The organism is Citricoccus sp., assembly GCF_035445025.1.
Taxonomy (GTDB): Bacteria; Actinomycetota; Actinomycetes; order Actinomycetales; family Micrococcaceae; genus Citricoccus.
Map to the genome: position 1 here is coordinate 1 of NZ_DAOMPX010000027.1, position 15028 is coordinate 15028.

The 15028-nt window shown below is 71.1% G+C and carries 13 protein-coding genes and 1 pseudogene; 7 read left to right on the top strand and 7 right to left on the bottom strand.

The genetic code is table 11. The features are described 5' to 3' along the window. Positions 1 to 136, top strand: a pseudogene (locus tag PLJ28_RS09830) (iron ABC transporter ATP-binding protein); the annotation flags it as partial. Positions 137 to 316: 180 nt separating this feature from the next. Further along, positions 317 to 592 carry a DUF1540 domain-containing protein gene (locus tag PLJ28_RS09835; protein ID WP_010144195.1) on the top strand — a complete coding sequence of 92 codons (276 nt, stop codon included), beginning with the start codon at positions 317 to 319 and terminating at the stop codon, positions 590 to 592. Positions 593 to 729: 137 nt separating this feature from the next. Here PLJ28_RS09835 and PLJ28_RS09840 read toward each other — a convergent pair whose 3' ends face one another. Next, positions 730 to 1578, bottom strand: coding sequence for a hypothetical protein (locus tag PLJ28_RS09840; RefSeq protein ID WP_183527356.1), 849 nt, complete (start codon positions 1576 to 1578; stop codon positions 730 to 732). Between the two features lie 113 nt (positions 1579 to 1691). After that, complete coding sequence (locus tag PLJ28_RS09845) at positions 1692 to 2174, bottom strand: hypothetical protein (RefSeq protein ID WP_298043162.1); 483 nt, start codon at positions 2172 to 2174, stop codon at positions 1692 to 1694. On the opposite strand from PLJ28_RS09845, the gene PLJ28_RS09850 reads away from it, so the two are divergent. Then, the gene (locus PLJ28_RS09850) at positions 2173 to 3621 is read left to right on the top strand and encodes a class I SAM-dependent methyltransferase (RefSeq protein ID WP_324590083.1); all 1449 of its coding nucleotides are present in this window, start codon (positions 2173 to 2175) and stop codon (positions 3619 to 3621) included. The genes PLJ28_RS09845 and PLJ28_RS09850 overlap by 2 nt on opposite strands. A 34-nt stretch (positions 3622 to 3655) precedes the next feature. Here PLJ28_RS09850 and PLJ28_RS09855 read toward each other — a convergent pair whose 3' ends face one another. Then, positions 3656 to 4771, bottom strand: a complete 1116-nt coding sequence (locus PLJ28_RS09855) for a siderophore ABC transporter substrate-binding protein (RefSeq protein ID WP_183527352.1) — start codon at positions 4769 to 4771, stop codon at positions 3656 to 3658. 368 nt (positions 4772 to 5139) lie between these two features. Between PLJ28_RS09855 and groES the strand changes: the two genes are divergently transcribed. Next, a complete protein-coding gene (groES, locus tag PLJ28_RS09860) occupies positions 5140 to 5436 on the top strand; it encodes a co-chaperone GroES (RefSeq protein WP_010144201.1) in 297 nt (98 codons plus the stop codon). 234 nt (positions 5437 to 5670) lie between these two features. After that, complete coding sequence (gene groL, locus PLJ28_RS09865; protein ID WP_183527350.1) at positions 5671 to 7263, top strand: chaperonin GroEL; 1593 nt, start codon at positions 5671 to 5673, stop codon at positions 7261 to 7263. Between the two features lie 357 nt (positions 7264 to 7620). On the opposite strand, the gene PLJ28_RS09870 is transcribed toward groL, so the two are convergent. Next, entirely contained in the window at positions 7621 to 9075 is a 1455-nt protein-coding gene (locus PLJ28_RS09870) for a dicarboxylate/amino acid:cation symporter (RefSeq protein WP_183527348.1), read from the bottom strand. Between the two features lie 176 nt (positions 9076 to 9251). Here PLJ28_RS09870 and guaB point away from each other — a divergent pair, with 176 nt between their 5' ends. Continuing rightward, the gene (gene guaB / locus PLJ28_RS09875; RefSeq protein WP_183527346.1) at positions 9252 to 10796 is read left to right on the top strand and encodes an IMP dehydrogenase; all 1545 of its coding nucleotides are present in this window, start codon (positions 9252 to 9254) and stop codon (positions 10794 to 10796) included. A gap of 19 nt (positions 10797 to 10815) precedes the next feature. Here the strand turns inward: guaB and PLJ28_RS09880 are convergent, their stop codons facing one another. Genes PLJ28_RS09880 through PLJ28_RS09890 form a run of 3 tightly spaced genes read right to left on the bottom strand, consistent with a single transcriptional unit; the run spans position 10816 to position 13077 of the window. After that, positions 10816 to 11601 carry an IclR family transcriptional regulator gene (locus PLJ28_RS09880; protein WP_298043170.1) on the bottom strand — a complete coding sequence of 262 codons (786 nt, stop codon included), beginning with the start codon at positions 11599 to 11601 and terminating at the stop codon, positions 10816 to 10818. A 46-nt stretch (positions 11602 to 11647) separates the two neighbouring features. Beyond that, positions 11648 to 12031, bottom strand: coding sequence for a universal stress protein (locus tag PLJ28_RS09885; protein WP_298043172.1), 384 nt, complete (start codon positions 12029 to 12031; stop codon positions 11648 to 11650). Between the two features lie 53 nt (positions 12032 to 12084). Further along, complete coding sequence (locus tag PLJ28_RS09890) at positions 12085 to 13077, bottom strand: 2-hydroxyacid dehydrogenase (protein ID WP_324590084.1); 993 nt, start codon at positions 13075 to 13077, stop codon at positions 12085 to 12087. A gap of 331 nt (positions 13078 to 13408) precedes the next feature. On the opposite strand from PLJ28_RS09890, the gene PLJ28_RS09895 reads away from it, so the two are divergent. After that, positions 13409 to 14995: an ABC transporter substrate-binding protein gene (locus PLJ28_RS09895; protein ID WP_298043176.1), complete on the top strand. Its 1587-nt coding sequence runs from the start codon at positions 13409 to 13411 to the stop codon at positions 14993 to 14995. Positions 14996 to 15028: the final 33 nt, after the last annotated feature.

Below are 15028 nucleotides of genomic sequence, written 5' to 3' on the forward strand. Positions count from 1 at the left end.
GGCGCTCAACGACGGCCAGGTCACCGAGTTCGGCCCGCCCGCGGAGATCATCACCAACGAGGTCCTCACCCGGGTGTTCAATACCCCGGTCTCGGTCATCGACGGTCCGGAGAGCCGCCTGGCGGTCTACTACTGATCGACACCGGCGGCCGGGCTGGCGAGTCCGAATGAACCATTTCCCGAATTTGCCTATGGCGATTTGACGTATTTAAGAATATCTTAAGGTTCGCCTTGCTTGCGGCTTTCCAGGGTCGGCGTATTCTTAATCCAACGCCCGGGCACCAGCGTCCGAGCTTGGACCGAAGGATGTAGCACCATGACCTCCGCCGTGCGCTCCTGCGCCACCACCGCCTGTTCTTTCAACGCCGAGCACAACTGCAACGCCCTGGCCATCACCGTGGCCGGTTCCGAGTCCCAGCCCACCTGCGGGACCTTCGTGCAGCTGGATGCCCGCCGTCCCGTCACCTCCGAGGCCAGCAGCGTGGGCGCCTGCCACCGCCTGGAATGCAAGTTCAACAGCGACCTGATGTGCTCCGCTGAGGGCATCGAGGTCACCGACACCGCCACCTGCGCCACCTACACCGTCGCCTGAGCTGCCGCGCGCAGCCCGGGAGTCCGTGTGCCCACCGTCCCGCGGTGACGCAGTGCCAAGGCCCCGGTCCGGGGAGCAGTCCATGCTCCACGGGCCGGGGCCTTGGCGTGCGGGGCCACAGTGGTGGGCCCGGCGGTTCAGGAGGCGAGGTCGGCGGTGAGCCGCGCGGGCAGGGAGCCGAGCAGGTGATGCCAGGCCCGGGAGCTGTCCTGCAGGGGTGAGGCCTCCGAGGGCGAGGGCAGCGGCACCTGCACGACCCAGCCCTGGTCTCCGGCGAAGCGGGCCAGGGACACGCAGTGGTGGTCCACGTCCACGCAGTGCACGGGGTCGACCGTGAGGTCCTCCGTGGCGGGGACGTCCAGGGGTTCCGCCCAGCCGGCGATCTCGCCGTCCAGGACGGCGTCGGCGACGTTGGCCAGGAGCTGGGGCGCCGTGGCCAGGACGGCATCGGCCAGGGCGTCGGCCGGGGACGGCGCGGCGGAGGCCTCCACGAGGACGGCCTCGCCGTGGGCGTTGACGCCGGAGCAGTCGTGCAGCAGGACCCGTTCGGTGGTGACCACGCCCACGCGCACGCGGGGTCCGACGTCGTGGACCAGGTCGGCCACGCGCCCCTGCAGTCCCAGGGCCTCCACCTGTGCCGTGTCCCGGCACCAGCGCAGCGTGCCGAGCAGGTGCACGGAGGCCAGCCGCAGGTTCAGGCCGTGGTCCGCGGCGTCCTTGACGATGTCCACCCGCACCTCGATGTCCTCGGGGGTGTGGAACGCGCCGAGCGAATGGAAGAGGTTCGGGATGTCCGCCACCACCAGCTGTCCGGTGCGGGACACTCCGTGCACCGCGGAGGAGAGCGTCTCGCCCGCACGGTAGGCCGTGAGCTCGACGGCACCCTCGCCGGAGAGCATGCGGCGCGTGAGCGAGCGGGCGTGGGCGGAACGCAGGGCGGGGACGGACGAGGCGGACGTCGGGGGAGTGCGCGGAGTCGAACTCATGGGGATCCTTCCAGGACGGTCGCATCCTAGTAAGGCACGCCTAACCGAATTAAGCAAGCTGCTTGTACGCTTATGCGTCTCTTGGCGTCTCGGAACGTCGCAGAAGGACCGGCTCAGTCCCGTCGCCGGGCCCGGAAGATGCCGAGGGACGCCACGCACAGCCCTGCGAAGGCCACCCCCAGGGCCACCAGCGGGCCGGTCAGCGGCACCCACACGACGTCCCGGCGCACGGCCTGGGCGGTCTCCGAGTCCGAGAGCATGTCCCCGCCCCCGAGCGTGAAGGTCCCGGCGACGAACACCTGGGCGACCACGGTGATGATGAGCAGCAGCGCGGCGACCACGCCCACGCCCATCGAGGCGTAGAGCAGCACCTTGCACCACAGCGGCGCCGGCCGCGTCCCGTCGTCGTCGCCGACGGGCTCCACGGCCCCGGTCCCGTCATCGTCCTCGCGCAGGTCCCCGTCCCGGCCGTCCTCGAAACGGCCGATGAGGTCGAATCCGGGGGCGCCGTCCCAGTCGCGGTCCGGGTCCAGGCCCTCCCGGAACCCCCGTGCGGAGCCGGGCGCGGGCGGGCGGGACTCAGGACGGCGGGACATGTCTCCAGCGTACCGCCGGTACCGTGGACGGGTGGCCTCCTCCTCCTCGTCCTCGCCCGCACCGTCCGGTCCGCAGCCCGCTGCGGGCGGTGCCCCGCCGTCGTCGTCAGCGGCGCCCACCGGCAGCCGGGACGTCACCGTCCTGGCCCCCGTCCTGACCCCGGAGGGCTGGCAGCTGCTGAACTCCCTCGAGGGCTACCGGGAGTCGGAGGCGCTGGCGATGTCCACCCGGTTGCGCGCCGCGGGCCATGCCCCCGAACTCGTCTCGGCCGTGCTGACCCAGCTGAAGCTGCGGGACCAGGCAGCCGCCAAGTTCGGCCCCTTCGCCGCGCACATGGTCTTCACCCGGGCGGGCCTGGAACAGGCCACGCGGATGAACGTGGCCGCCGTGCACGCCGGGCGGTTCGCCGGCGCCGGGATCCGGTCCGTCGCGGACCTGGGCTGCGGCCTCGGGGCGGACGCCATGGCCATGGCGGCGCTGGACCTCGAGGTGACCGCCGTGGAGCGGGACGAGACGGTGGCCGCGGCGGCGACGATCAACCTCATGCCCTTCCCCCACGCCACCGTGGTCAGCGCGGACGCGCAGGACTGGGTGGCCGCGGCGCAGGCGAACGGCACCGAGCCCGGGGGCTACTGGCTAGACCCTGCCCGCCGGGTGCTCTCCACCTCCGGGTCCAGCCGGGTGTTCGACCCGGAGGCGTTCTCCCCGCCGCTGTCCTTCGTCGAGTCCCTCGCCGCGCGCGGCACTGCCGTCGGCGTGAAGCTCGGCCCCGGCCTGCCGCACGAGTCCGTGCCCGCCGGCTGCGAGGCGCAGTGGGTCTCCGTGGACGGGGACGTCACCGAGGCCGTGCTGTGGTTCAACGCCCTCGCCCGGGACGGCGTGCGCCGCAGCGCCCTGGTCATGTCCGGTCCCGGGGCGGGCACGACGGCGGCGGGAGGCCGGGGCGGCCATCATGAGCTCACCGCGGGGACCCGTTTCGGCGGCTCTCCCGAGGTGCCGGTCGGCGGCGTGGAGGCCCTGACCGGATACCTCTACGAACCGGACGGCGCCGTGATCCGGGCCGGGCTGGTGGCCGACCTGATCCACCGTGACTTCGCGTCGAAGGGCGGGGCACTGCTCGATGAGCACATCGCCTACTTCCGGGCCGACGAGCCGGTGGCGTCGCCGTTCGCGCGGGCCTACCGGATCGAGTCGGTGATGCCCTTCAACGTCAAGGGACTGCGGCGCTGGGTGCGGGAGACCGGGGTGGGCCGGCTGGACATCAAGAAGCGCGGGATGGCCGTCACCCCGGAGGAGTTGCGACGCCAGCTCATGTCCGGCAAGGGCTCGAAGGGGGCGAAGGGTTCGACGTCGTCACGGGGCTCGAAGTCACCCGGCCGGCACGCCACGCTCGTGCTGACGCGGATCGGTGAGGAACGGGTCGCCGTGGAGGTCACCCCGGCCTGACGGCCTGACGGTCCGGCGCGACCGGCACGCCGGCTCAGGTGCCGGAGGCGTCCCGTCCGAGGCCGGTGGGGGACGCCGTGGCCACGTGGTTGACGACTTCGTTGACCATGCGGTGCAGGTTGTCCAGGCCGTAGCCGACGAGGTACCAGTCCGCGGGATCGAGGTAGATGACCTTGCCGTTCCGGGCCGCCTTCGTGCCGCTGACCAGGTCGTCGTCCAGCACGTCCTCGGCGGTGGCTCCCTGCCGGCCGAGGGCGGCGTCCTCGTCGATGACGAACAGGTTGTCCGGGTCGGCGTCGGCGATGAACTCGGGGGAGGCCGGAGCGCCGTCCGGGCCCTCGCCCATCACCGGGGTGGCGCTGGGCACGCCGAGCACGTCGTGGATCAGGCCGAAGCGGGACTCCGGGCCGAAGGCCGTGATCTCGCCGGATCCCGTCATCACCACCAGGCCGTTGGTGTTCCCGGCGTCCTTCAGCGTCACCCGGGCATCCTCGATCTTCGTCTCGATCTCGCGGAGCGCGGCCTGCACCTGCATCTCCCGGCCGAAGACCTCGCCCAGGGCGGTGGCGTTCTGGGTGAAGGACTCCATCGGTTCCGCGGGGTCCACGGACAGGTCGATGGTCGGGGCGATCCCGGACAGTTCGGGGTACGCGTCCGCGGTCGCCGCGGAGATGATGATCAGGTCCGGCTCCTCCTCGGCGATGACGTCCAGGTCAGGCTCCGTGAGGGAGCCGACTCGCACCTCCGCGCCGTCCGCCACGGACTGCAGCTCCTCGGGGTAGGGCGCATCCGGCACGCCGTCGGGCTGGATGCCCAGTGCGTTCAGGGAATCCAGGACCCCGAGGTCGAAGACGAAGACCTTCCCGGGATCGGCCGGGACCTCGGTGGTGCCCTGGGCGTGCTCCACGGTGACGGTCTCCGCGCCGGAGCCGGTGGGGGAGGGCGTGGTGGTACCGGGAGCCGTGCCGGATGGCGAGCCGGAGGTGGGCGGCTCGGCGGGCCCGCCGGTGCAGGCGGTCACGAGGACCAGGACCGCGGTCGAGGCGGCGAGCATCAGCGAGGCGCGGCGCAGCGCCCGGGGCCTCGGCCGGGGGCGTGCGGATCGGGGGGTGGTGGCGAGGGGCCCGTCCTGCGGGCCGTGCAGGGACACGATGGTCCTCCCGTGATCAGCGGAGCGGCGGAACCCGCGGCCGTCCGGGGCCCGGCAGGCCGGGGCGATCGCGTCCCCTCCATTGTGTCAGCCCGTGACCGGGTGCGGCCAGAGTCCTGGCCGCGTGCCGGGTCGCGGACCGGCGCTCCGCGCGGCTCCCGGGGACACGACTGGCACTCGCCTTGACCGAGTGCTAAGCCTCGTCCTAGAGTCATTTCTGGCACTCCGGGGCACCGGGTGCCAAGCCTGAAGGACCTGCCATCCGGCACCCGCGACGACGGTTGGCCAGCCTACGGCGCACAGCAGAATCCACTGACGCCGGTCGGACCCCCGTGGTCTGGCCCACCACAGAGAAGGAGAGTACAGACGTGTCTGTCTCCATCAAGCCCCTTGAGGATCGCATTGTTGTCCGTCCGCTGGAAGCCGAGCAGACCACCGCTTCCGGCCTGGTGATCCCGGACACCGCCAAGGAGAAGCCGCAGGAGGGCCAGGTCGTGGCCGTCGGCGCCGGCCGTGTCGATGACAACGGCAACCGCATCCCGGTCGATGTCGCCGAGGGCGACGTCGTGCTCTTCTCCAAGTACGGCGGCACCGAGGTCAAGGTCGGCGGCGAGGACTACCTCGTGCTGTCCGCCCGCGACGTGCTGGCCATCGTCACCAAGTGATCTTCCACCGGACCCGGTCCGTGCCCCCGCACGGCACCGCGTCCGGTTGACGCACCAGGCCCGGCCAGGCACTCCAGCCGGCCGGGCCTGATCGCGTCAGCGCCGACGTCGTGACCTTCCGGCCCCAGGGCCGCGGGAGGGCGCGACGCCGGCCCCCCACCTTCACCTCGACGCGGCGACCGGATGCCCGGCCGGGCCCGGAGCCGCCGTCCACACCCGAAAGGAGCTTCGTTCATGGCGAAGCAGCTTGCCTTCAACGATGAGGCCCGCCGCGCACTGCAGGCCGGCATCGACAAGTTGGCCGACACGGTCAAGGTCACCCTCGGCCCCAAGGGGCGCAACGTCGTCCTCGACAAGGCCTGGGGCGCACCCACCATCACCAACGACGGCGTGACCATCGCCCGTGACATCGAGCTGGACGACCCGTACGAGAACATGGGCGCCCAGCTGGCCAAGGAAGTGGCCACCAAGACCCAGGACGTCGCCGGCGACGGCACCACCACCGCCACCGTGCTGGCCCAGGCCCTCGTCAACGAGGGCATGCGCCAGGTGGCCGCCGGTGCCGCCCCGAACGAGGTCAAGCGGGGCATCGAGGTGGCCGTGGCCGCCATCGACCAGCGCCTGTCCGAGAACGCCGTGGAGGTCTCCGGCAACCACGTCGCCAACGTGGCCGCCATCTCCGCCCAGGACGACACCGTCGGCGAGCTGCTGGCCCGCGCGTTCGACACCGTCGGCACCGACGGCGTCATCACCATCGAGGAGTCCTCCACGACCTCCACCGAACTGGTGGTCACCGAGGGCATGCAGTTCGACAAGGGCTACCTGTCCCCGTACATGGTGACCGACGCCGAGCGCCAGGAAGCCGTCCTGGAGAACCCCTACATCCTGCTGAACTCCGGCAAGATCTCCTCCGTGCAGGAGTTCCTGCCGCTGCTGGAGAAGGTCCTGCAGGCCTCCAAGCCGCTGTTCATCATCGCCGAGGACGTCGAGGGCGAGGCCCTGTCCACCCTCGTGGTCAACAAGATCCGCGGCACCCTGAACGTCGTGGCCGTCAAGGCCCCGGGCTTCGGCGACCGCCGCAAGGCCATGATGCAGGACATCGCCACCCTCACCGGCGCCCAGGTGGTCTCCCCGGACCTCGGCATGAAGCTGGACCAGGTCGGCCTCGAGGTGCTCGGCACCGCCCGCCGCGTGACCGTCACCAAGGACAACACCACGATCGTGGACGGCGCCGGCTCGGCCGACGACGTGAACGCCCGCGTGGCCCAGATCAAGGCCGAGGCCGAGGCCACGGACTCCGACTGGGACCGTGAGAAGCTGCAGGAGCGCCTGGCCAAGCTGGCCGGCGGCGTGGGCGTCATCCAGGTCGGCGCCGCCACCGAGGTGGAGCTCAAGGAGGCCAAGCAGCGCATCGAGGACGCCGTGGCCTCCACCCGTGCCGCCCTCGAGGAGGGCATCGTGGCCGGCGGCGGTACCGCGCTGATCAACGCGCTGTCCGTGCTGGACCAGGACGAGTCCGTCACCGCCCTGTCCGGTGACGCCGCCGCGGGCGTGAACATCGTCCGCAAGGCCCTGGTGCAGCCGCTGCGCTGGATCGCCCAGAACGCCGGCGAGGACGGCTACGTCGTCACCGCCAAGGTGGCCGAGCTGGAGCCGAACCACGGCTTCAACGCCAAGACCGGCGAGTACGGCGACCTGCTGGCCGCCGGCGTGATCGACCCGGTCAAGGTCACCCGCTCCGCCCTGGCCAACGCCGCCTCCATCGCGGCGCTGGTGCTGACCACCGAGACCCTGGTGGCGGACAAGAAGGACGAGGACGAGGACTGATCTCCTGACCTCGGCGGCGGCTCGGTCCACCGCAGCCGCTGACGCCCTCGGGCGTTGACACCGACGACGTGGCATTCCCCGCAGATGCGGGGGATGCCACGTCGTGTTTAAGGGTGTGTGTCCCCCTGCGGTCGGCCCGGAGAGCCCCGAAACCATGACGGAATGGACATGTCCCCCGTGGATCCACGGGGGACATGTCCATTCTGAGATGATGTGCTGCTCGCCGGCGCCGGCGCCGGCGAAGTGGCCACGGGCTCAGCGGGGTCCGGTGAGGGGTGCCGGCGCAGTGGCCCCCGGCTCAGGGGGTCCGGTGGTGCGGGGCCGGGGCCCAGCGGCCCCGGCCCCGCCGAACCCGATTCAGCGGGTGCGCGTGGGCTCGAGCGCGGAATCGTCGGCCGGCCCACCGGTCCCGGAGGTCCCGGACGCCGGAGCATCCGCCGCCTCCAGGGCGTCCTCGTCATCGGCGAGCAGGTTGGCACCGGACCGGGAGGCGTTGTAGCGCTCCTCGTCCAGGACGCCCTCCTGCTTGGAGACCAGCGCGGGCACGAGGGCCTGGCCCACCACGTTCACGCCGGTTCGCCCCATGTCCACGATCGGGTCGACGGCGAGCAGCAGCCCCACGCCGGCCAGCGGCAGGCCCAGCGTGGACAGGGTCAGCGTCAGCATGACCACGCCACCGGTGGTGCCGGCGGTGGCGGCGGAGCCCAGCACGGAGACCAGGATGATCAGCAGGTAGTCCGTCCAGCCCAGCTCGAGGCCGAAGAACTGGGCCACGAACAGGGCGGCGATGGCCGGGTAGATGGCGGCGCAGCCGTCCATCTTGGTGGTGGCGCCCAGGGGCACGGCGAACGAGGCGTAGCCGCGCGGGACGCCGAAGTTGCGCTCGGCCACGCGCTGGGTCACGGGCAGGGTCCCGATCGAGGACCGGGAGACGAAGCCCATCTGGAAGGCCGGCCACATCCCGGTGAAGTACTGCCGGACGGACAGCCCGTGGGCCTTGGCCAGGATCGGGTAGACCACGAGCAGCACCAGGGCCAGTCCGATGTAGATGGCCACCACGAACTTGGCCAGGGTGCCCATGGTGTCCCAGCCGTAGCTGGCCACGGCGTTGCCGATGAGGCCGACGGTGCCGATCGGGGCGATGCGGATGATCCACCACAGCACCTTCTGGATGACCTCGAGCATGGAGGCGGAGAAGTCCAGGAAGGGCTGGGCCTTGGCGCCGAGCTTCAGCGCGGCGATGCCCACGGCGATGGAGATGACCAGCACCTGCAGCACGTTGAAGCTGACGGAGGTGGACAGGGTGCCGTCCTCGGCGGCCGTGGTGGTGGCGGAGAGCCCGAGGAAGTTCGAGGGGACCAGGCCCTGCAGGAAGGCCCACCAGCTGCCGGTCTTGCCCTCGTAACCCTCGGGGGCCTGCTGGCCGGTGCCGACCCCGGGCTGCAGCACGGCGCCGATGACGAGGCCCACGACCACGGCGATGAGCGAGGTGATGGCGAACCACAGCAGCGTCTTGGCGGCGAGCCGGGCGGCGTTGGTCACCTTGGCGAGGTTGGCGATCGAGGCGACGACGGCGAAGAACACCAGCGGGATGACGGTGGTCTTCAGCAGGGAGACGTAGCTGGAGCCGATCACCTGCAGGGTGGCGCCGAGGCCGGTGGGCGTCTCCTCGGTGTGGCCCATCGAGCGGGCGAGCAGGCCCAGGGCGAGACCGAGGACCAGGGCTGCGAGGATCTGGACGCCGAAGCTGGTCGTCCAGGCGGGCAGCCGCCGGGAGGTGGGAGTGGGTGCGGTGCTGGTGGAAGTCGTCACCGGAAAAGGGTAGGACCGCCATACCACGGGCGGATAATGCTGTTGCGCCGTGTGACGACTGCGTGACGGGCGTCGCAGGGGGGGTGGCCATTCCGCGTGTGAGCGAACTCAAGGCGTCAACCATTGCCGCGGGCCTAGACTAGGGGGCAACCCGCTGACCGAAAGGCCCCCCGCCCGTGAGTGCACAGATTTCCGGCCCCTCCGACGACCCGGTGGCCACCGCCGCCGATCCCTTCGGCTTCGTCGGACTGACGTATGACGACGTCCTCCTGCTCCCGAACGCCACCGACGTGATCCCCGCCGACGCGGACACCTCCACCCGGCTGACCAAGCGCATCACCCTGAACATCCCGGTGGTCTCGGCGGCCATGGACACCGTCACCGAGGCGCCGCTGGCCATCTCCCTGGCGCGCCAGGGCGGACTGGGCATCATCCACCGCAACCTGTCGGTCGAGGACCAGGCCGCCCACGTGGACCGGGTCAAGCGCTCGGAGTCCGGCATGATCACCGACCCGGTGACCGTGGGCCCCGACGCCACCCTCGCCGACTGGGACGATCTGTGCGCCCAGTACCGGGTCTCCGGCCTGCCGGTAGTGGACGCCTCGGACACCCTGCTGGGCATCATCACGAACCGGGACACCCGCTTCATCCCGCGTGCCGAGTTCGAGCACCGCACGGTGGAGTCGGCGATGACCCGGATGCCGCTGATCACCGCGAAGGTCGGCATCTCCCGTGAGGAGACCGTCCGGCTGCTCTCCGAGCACCGGATCGAGAAGCTGCCGCTGGTGGACGACCACAACAGGCTCAAGGGCCTGATCACCGTCAAGGACTTCGACAAGGCCGAGCAGTACCCGGACGCGGCCAAGGACGAGGAGGGCCGGCTGCGCGTGGGCGGCGCCGTGGGCTTCTTCGGCGACGGCTACGAGCGTTCCATGGCGCTGGTCGAGGCCGGTGCGGACGTGCTCGTGGTGGACACCGCCAACGGCCACACCCAGGGCGTGCTGGACATGATCGCCCGCCTCAAGAAGGACCCGGCCTCGCAGCACGTGGACATCATCGGCGGCCAGGCCGCCACCTACGCCGGTGCCAAGGCGATCGTGGACGCCGGCGCGGACGCCGTGAAGGTGGGCGTGGGCCCGGGTTCGATCTGCACCACCCGCGTGGTGGCCGGCGTCGGGGTCCCGCAGATCACGGCCATCTACGAGGCGGCCAAGGCCACCATCCCGGCCGGGGTCCCGCTGATCGCCGACGGCGGCCTGCAGCACTCCGGTGACATCGGCAAGGCGCTGGTCGCCGGCGCCGACTCCGTGATGCTCGGCTCCCTGCTGGCCGGCACCGCCGAGTCGCCGGGAGACCTGGTGTTCTACAACGGCAAGCAGTTCAAGGCCTACCGCGGCATGGGCTCCCTGGGGGCCATGCAGACCCGGTCGGGCAAGCGCTCCTACTCGAAGGACCGCTATTTCCAGGCGGACGTGCCGGATGAGGACAAGCTGATCCCGGAGGGCATCGAGGGCCAGGTGCCCTACCGCGGCCCGCTGTCCGCCGTGGTGCACCAGCTCGTCGGCGGCCTGCGCCAGACCATGTTCTACACCGGCGCCCGGTCCATCGGTGAGCTCAAGCGGAACGGCCGCTTCGTCCGGATCACCCCGGCCGGACTGAAGGAGTCCCACCCGCACGACATCATGATGACCGTGGAGGCCCCGAACTACCGGTCGCGGTAGTCCCCGTCCCAGTCCCGTCTCAGCGGGAGGCGGCGGTGAACCTCGCCGCTGCCTCCCGCAGCACCACGGCCGCCTCGCGTTCCAGGGAGGCCGTGAGGGCGGCGCTCCGGAAGGACGCGGAGAGCCCGTCCAGGGATGCTCCGCCCTCGGCCGGCGGGGCCAGCGGCACGGCCACGCACGCGACGCCCGGCGTGTTCTGCCCGTCCTCGCGGGCATAGCCGCGTTCCCGCGTGACGTGCAGGAGCCGCAGCAGGTGCGACGGATCGGTCACGGTGGCCTCGGTCAACCGCGCCAGCGGCGGCCGCCACCGCGAGGCGGGATCCTCGAGGGTGCTCAGGACGGCCTGGCCGATGGCCGTGGCATGGGCCGGCAGCCGGCGGCCGACCCGCGGGGTGCTCCGTTCCCGTCCGGGGGCCTCCCACGTGGCCAGGTAGACGACGTCCTGGCCGTCCAGCCGTCCGAAGTTCACGGTGGCGCCGAGCTGCCGGCCCACGTCGGCCAGCACGGGGCGGACCCTCTGGAGCATCGGGTCGGTGTCCAGGTAGGTGGTGCCCGCCAGCAGCGCGCGGATGCCGATGCTGTACTCGGCGTTCAGCGGATCGGTCCGCACCCAGCCGGCCTCCACGAGGGTGCGCAGCAGGGCGTAGACGCTGCTGCGGGGAGCTCCCATGCGCTCGCAGAGGTCGCGGAGGGTGACCGGGGCGTTGCCGCGCTCCGCCAGGAGCTCGAGGATCTCGATGGTCCTGGCGGCCGACTTGACCTCGCGGACCCCGTTGACCGCGGGTAGCTGATGAGTGCCGTCCATCGTCGTCCTTCCGCCCGTGCGCCCATCCTAGGGGGCGCCTCGCGGATCAGCGGCGCGGACCGACGCGGACCTTGACGGCGTGGACGGGGCAGCCGGCCTCCAGCAGGATGCGCTGGGAGGCCGAGCCCAGGAACAGCTTGCCGACGGGGGACCGGCGGCGCAGGCCGATCACCACCATTGCCGTGTCCGTGGCATAGGAGCTGTCGATCAGGGTGTCGCCGAAGTCCGCGCCCTCGGGCACGGACGCCGTCGTCAGGCCGACGCCACGGGCCTCGGCGTGGGCCGCGAGGCCGGCGGGCGGTGCCACGCCGTCCGCGGGATCCTCCGGCAGCAGGACGACGTCGGCTCCCCGCAGCGCCGCTTCGTCGATCGCCGTGCGTGCGGCGGCCTCGGCCTCTGGGGTGGCGGTCATGGCGACGATGATGTTCACGGTTCCCTCCCGGGGGTTATCAGGACATCGGGGTTATCAGGACATCGGGGTGATCAGGAGATCGGGGTGACGAGCGTGCCGTCCGTGAGGAACTGGCGCAGGTTGGCCAGGGCCAGCCGCGCCATGTCCGCCCGGGTCTCGTGCGTGCCGCTGCCGACGTGGGGGAGGACCACCACCTGGTCCATCTCCAGCAACGCCTCCGGCACGTGGGGCTCGTCCGCGTAGACGTCCAGCCCGGCGCCGGCGATGGTGCCGTCCGCCAGGGCGGCCACCAGGGCGGACTCGTCCACGACGGTCCCTCGGGCGATGTTGACCAGGTGACCCTGGGGGCCGAGGGCCCTGAGCTCGGCCGCACCCACCAGACCCGCGCTCTCCGGCCCGCCGGACGCCGCCACGATCAGCACGTCCACCGCCTCGGCGAGTTCACGGACGGAGGGCTGGTAGGTGTATCCCGACCCTGGACGCTCGCGCCGGTTGTGGTAGTGGATGGCACAGCCGAAGGCCTCCAGCCGATGGGCGATCGCGGCACCGATGCGGCCCAGGCCGAGGATGCCCACGGTGCGGCCGGTGGCCCGGGTGGTCAGCGGGAAGCCCTCGCCGGCCGCCCAGCGACCGGAGCGCACGAAGCGGTCCGAGGCCGAGACCCTCCGCAGGGTGTCCAGGTACAGGGCCACGGCGGTGTCCGCCACGCAGTCGTTCAACACCTCCGGTGTGTTGCTGACCGGAATGCCCCGTTCCGCGGCCTGGCCGACGTCGGTGGAGTCGTAGCCCACGCCGAAGCTGACGATGCCCTCCAGCGCGGGGAGGCGGCGCATCAGTTCCGTGTCCACGCCGATGCGTCCGGAACACACCGCGACCCGGATCTCCTCACCGTGGTCCTCCAGGAAGGTCTCCCGCTCACCCGGGTCTTCGGGAAGGACCAGGGCGCCGAACTCCGCGTCGAGGGCCGCGGCCACGGTGGGGTTCACGGGCCCGACGCGCAGGACGTGCTGGGCCGTTCCGGAGGGCGCCCCGGTGGCGGGGGCGGGGGAGGTGTCAGTGGTCATGCGATGACCCTAGGAATGACGCCTCGTCCGCGTCCAACACGTAGAACGCATGGATCAATACCTCGAAGGCATTGACGTCGTGGAATCCGCAGAATTCCGCGGCGGAACGACCGCGCTCGGGCGCTGACGCGGGAATGCCGTGCAGTCCGAACGGTCTGGGGCCGAAGATCGGGTGATGCAGATCCTTGACTCGCCGTGACGACCATCACAGTCTTGTCCCTATCGCGATTGAGCCGTCTACATCCGTAGACAGGGACACGACCGCCGGGACAGCGTCCCGCAGGCCGGCAGCTCGCACCCATTCCGACCACCGTTTCAAAGGAAGATCGACATGCGTGATCACCAGACTGTGACACCCCGCGCCGGCCGCCGGCTGCCGCTGGCCGCCCTGGCCGTCGCCATGGGCACCGGACTCGTCCTCACCGGCTGCGGTGTGGCCAACTCGGAGAACGCTGCCGGCGGGGCCGAGGCGGGCAGCACCCCGGAGACCCTGCGCGTCGTGCTCCAGCAGGAGCCGCCGACGCTGGAGCCGTGCGAGGCGAACCTGACCAGCACCGGTGTCGTGGACCGCTCCACGATCACCGAACCCCTCGTGGAGCGCAATCCCACCACGGGCGAGCTCGAGCCCAAGCTGGCCACCGAGTGGTCCTCCGAAGACGACACCACCTGGACCTTCACCCTCCGCGACGGCGTCACCTTCCACGACGGTTCGGACTTCACCGCCGAGGACGCCGCCCACACCATCGAACGTGCCGTGAACTCGGACCTCGGCTGCAACGTCGAGGGTTACGTCTTCGGTGATGAGGACCTCACGGTCGAGGTCGTGGACGACACCACCCTGACGGTCACCGCCGCGCAGGCAGACCCGATCCTGCCGCTGCGCCTGTCCTTCCTCGAGATCGTCCCGTCCGAGACCTCGGACACCGAGAAGGTCCGCGAGCCGATCGGCACCGGTCCCTACCGGCTCGACGCCTGGAACGCGGGGCAGAGCATCGACGTCTCGGCCTATGACGGGTACTGGGGAGAGGCCCCGGCCTTCCCGAAGGCGCAGTACCAGTGGCGCGAGGAGTCCTCCGTCCGCGCCGCCATGATCACCTCGGGCGAGGCGGAGATCGCCACCGGCCTGAGCCCCGAGGACAGCATCGGCGAGCTGGGCGTCGCCTACCCGAACAACGAGACGGTGGCCCTGCGCATGCACGCGGAGTCGGCGCCGTTCGACGACATCCGTGTCCGCCAGGCCGTCAACTACGCGATCGACAAGGAGGGCATCGTCGCCAGCCTCTACGGGGGACGGGACCAGGTCGCGGCGCAGCTCGTGCCCGAGGGCGTGGTGGGCCACAACGAGCAGCTCGAGGGCTGGCCCTACGACCCGGAGAAGGCCAAGCAGCTGGTCGAGGAGGCCAAGGCCGACGGGGTGGACACCTCCGCCCCGATCAGCCTGATCGTCCGGTCCGCCCAGTTCCCGAAGATCGAGGAGCTGGGCCAGGTCCTGCAGGAGCAGCTCACCCAGGCCGGACTGAACGTCAAGCTCAAGATGATGGAGACCAGCCAGCACCTCACCTACCAGGTGCGGCCGTTCGTCGAGGACGAGGGGGCCATCCTGCACATGACGCAGCACGGCAACCAGGCCGGTGACGCGGCCTTCACCGTCGAGCAGTACATGCTCTCCGACGGTGCACAGAGCGCCTTCGGCACGGAGGAGTTCGACCAGATGATCACCGAGGCCGGCCAGCAGAGCGGCGAGGCCCGCGCCCAGGCCTATGCGGACGTCTTCGAGTACCAGAACGAGCAGGTCGTCCAGTTCGCGCACCTCACCCACCAGACCGGGATGCTCGGCATCGCGGACACGGTGGGCTACGAGCCCAACTCCTCCTCGGGGGACGAGCTCCGCCTGGCCGAGGTCACGCCGGCCGGCTGACCACAGGCACCACCCCGACCACCCGCCGCCGGG

Bases quoted from the DNA above. Each gene is read 5' to 3' on its own strand.
- PLJ28_RS09835 (WP_010144195.1), top strand. From the start codon at position 317: ATGACCTCCGCCGTGCGCTCCTGCGCCACCACCGCCTGTTCTTTCAAC.
- PLJ28_RS09840 (WP_183527356.1), bottom strand. From the start codon at position 1,578: ATGAGTTCGACTCCGCGCACTCCCCCGACGTCCGCCTCGTCCGTCCCC.
- PLJ28_RS09850 (WP_324590083.1), top strand. From the start codon at position 2,173: ATGTCTCCAGCGTACCGCCGGTACCGTGGACGGGTGGCCTCCTCCTCC.
- PLJ28_RS09845 (WP_298043162.1), bottom strand. From the start codon at position 2,174: ATGTCCCGCCGTCCTGAGTCCCGCCCGCCCGCGCCCGGCTCCGCACGG.
- groL (WP_183527350.1), top strand. From the start codon at position 5,671: ATGGCGAAGCAGCTTGCCTTCAACGATGAGGCCCGCCGCGCACTGCAG.
- PLJ28_RS09880 (WP_298043170.1), bottom strand. From the start codon at position 11,601: ATGGACGGCACTCATCAGCTACCCGCGGTCAACGGGGTCCGCGAGGTC.
- PLJ28_RS09890 (WP_324590084.1), bottom strand. From the start codon at position 13,077: ATGACCACTGACACCTCCCCCGCCCCCGCCACCGGGGCGCCCTCCGGA.
- PLJ28_RS09895 (WP_298043176.1), top strand. From the start codon at position 13,409: ATGCGTGATCACCAGACTGTGACACCCCGCGCCGGCCGCCGGCTGCCG.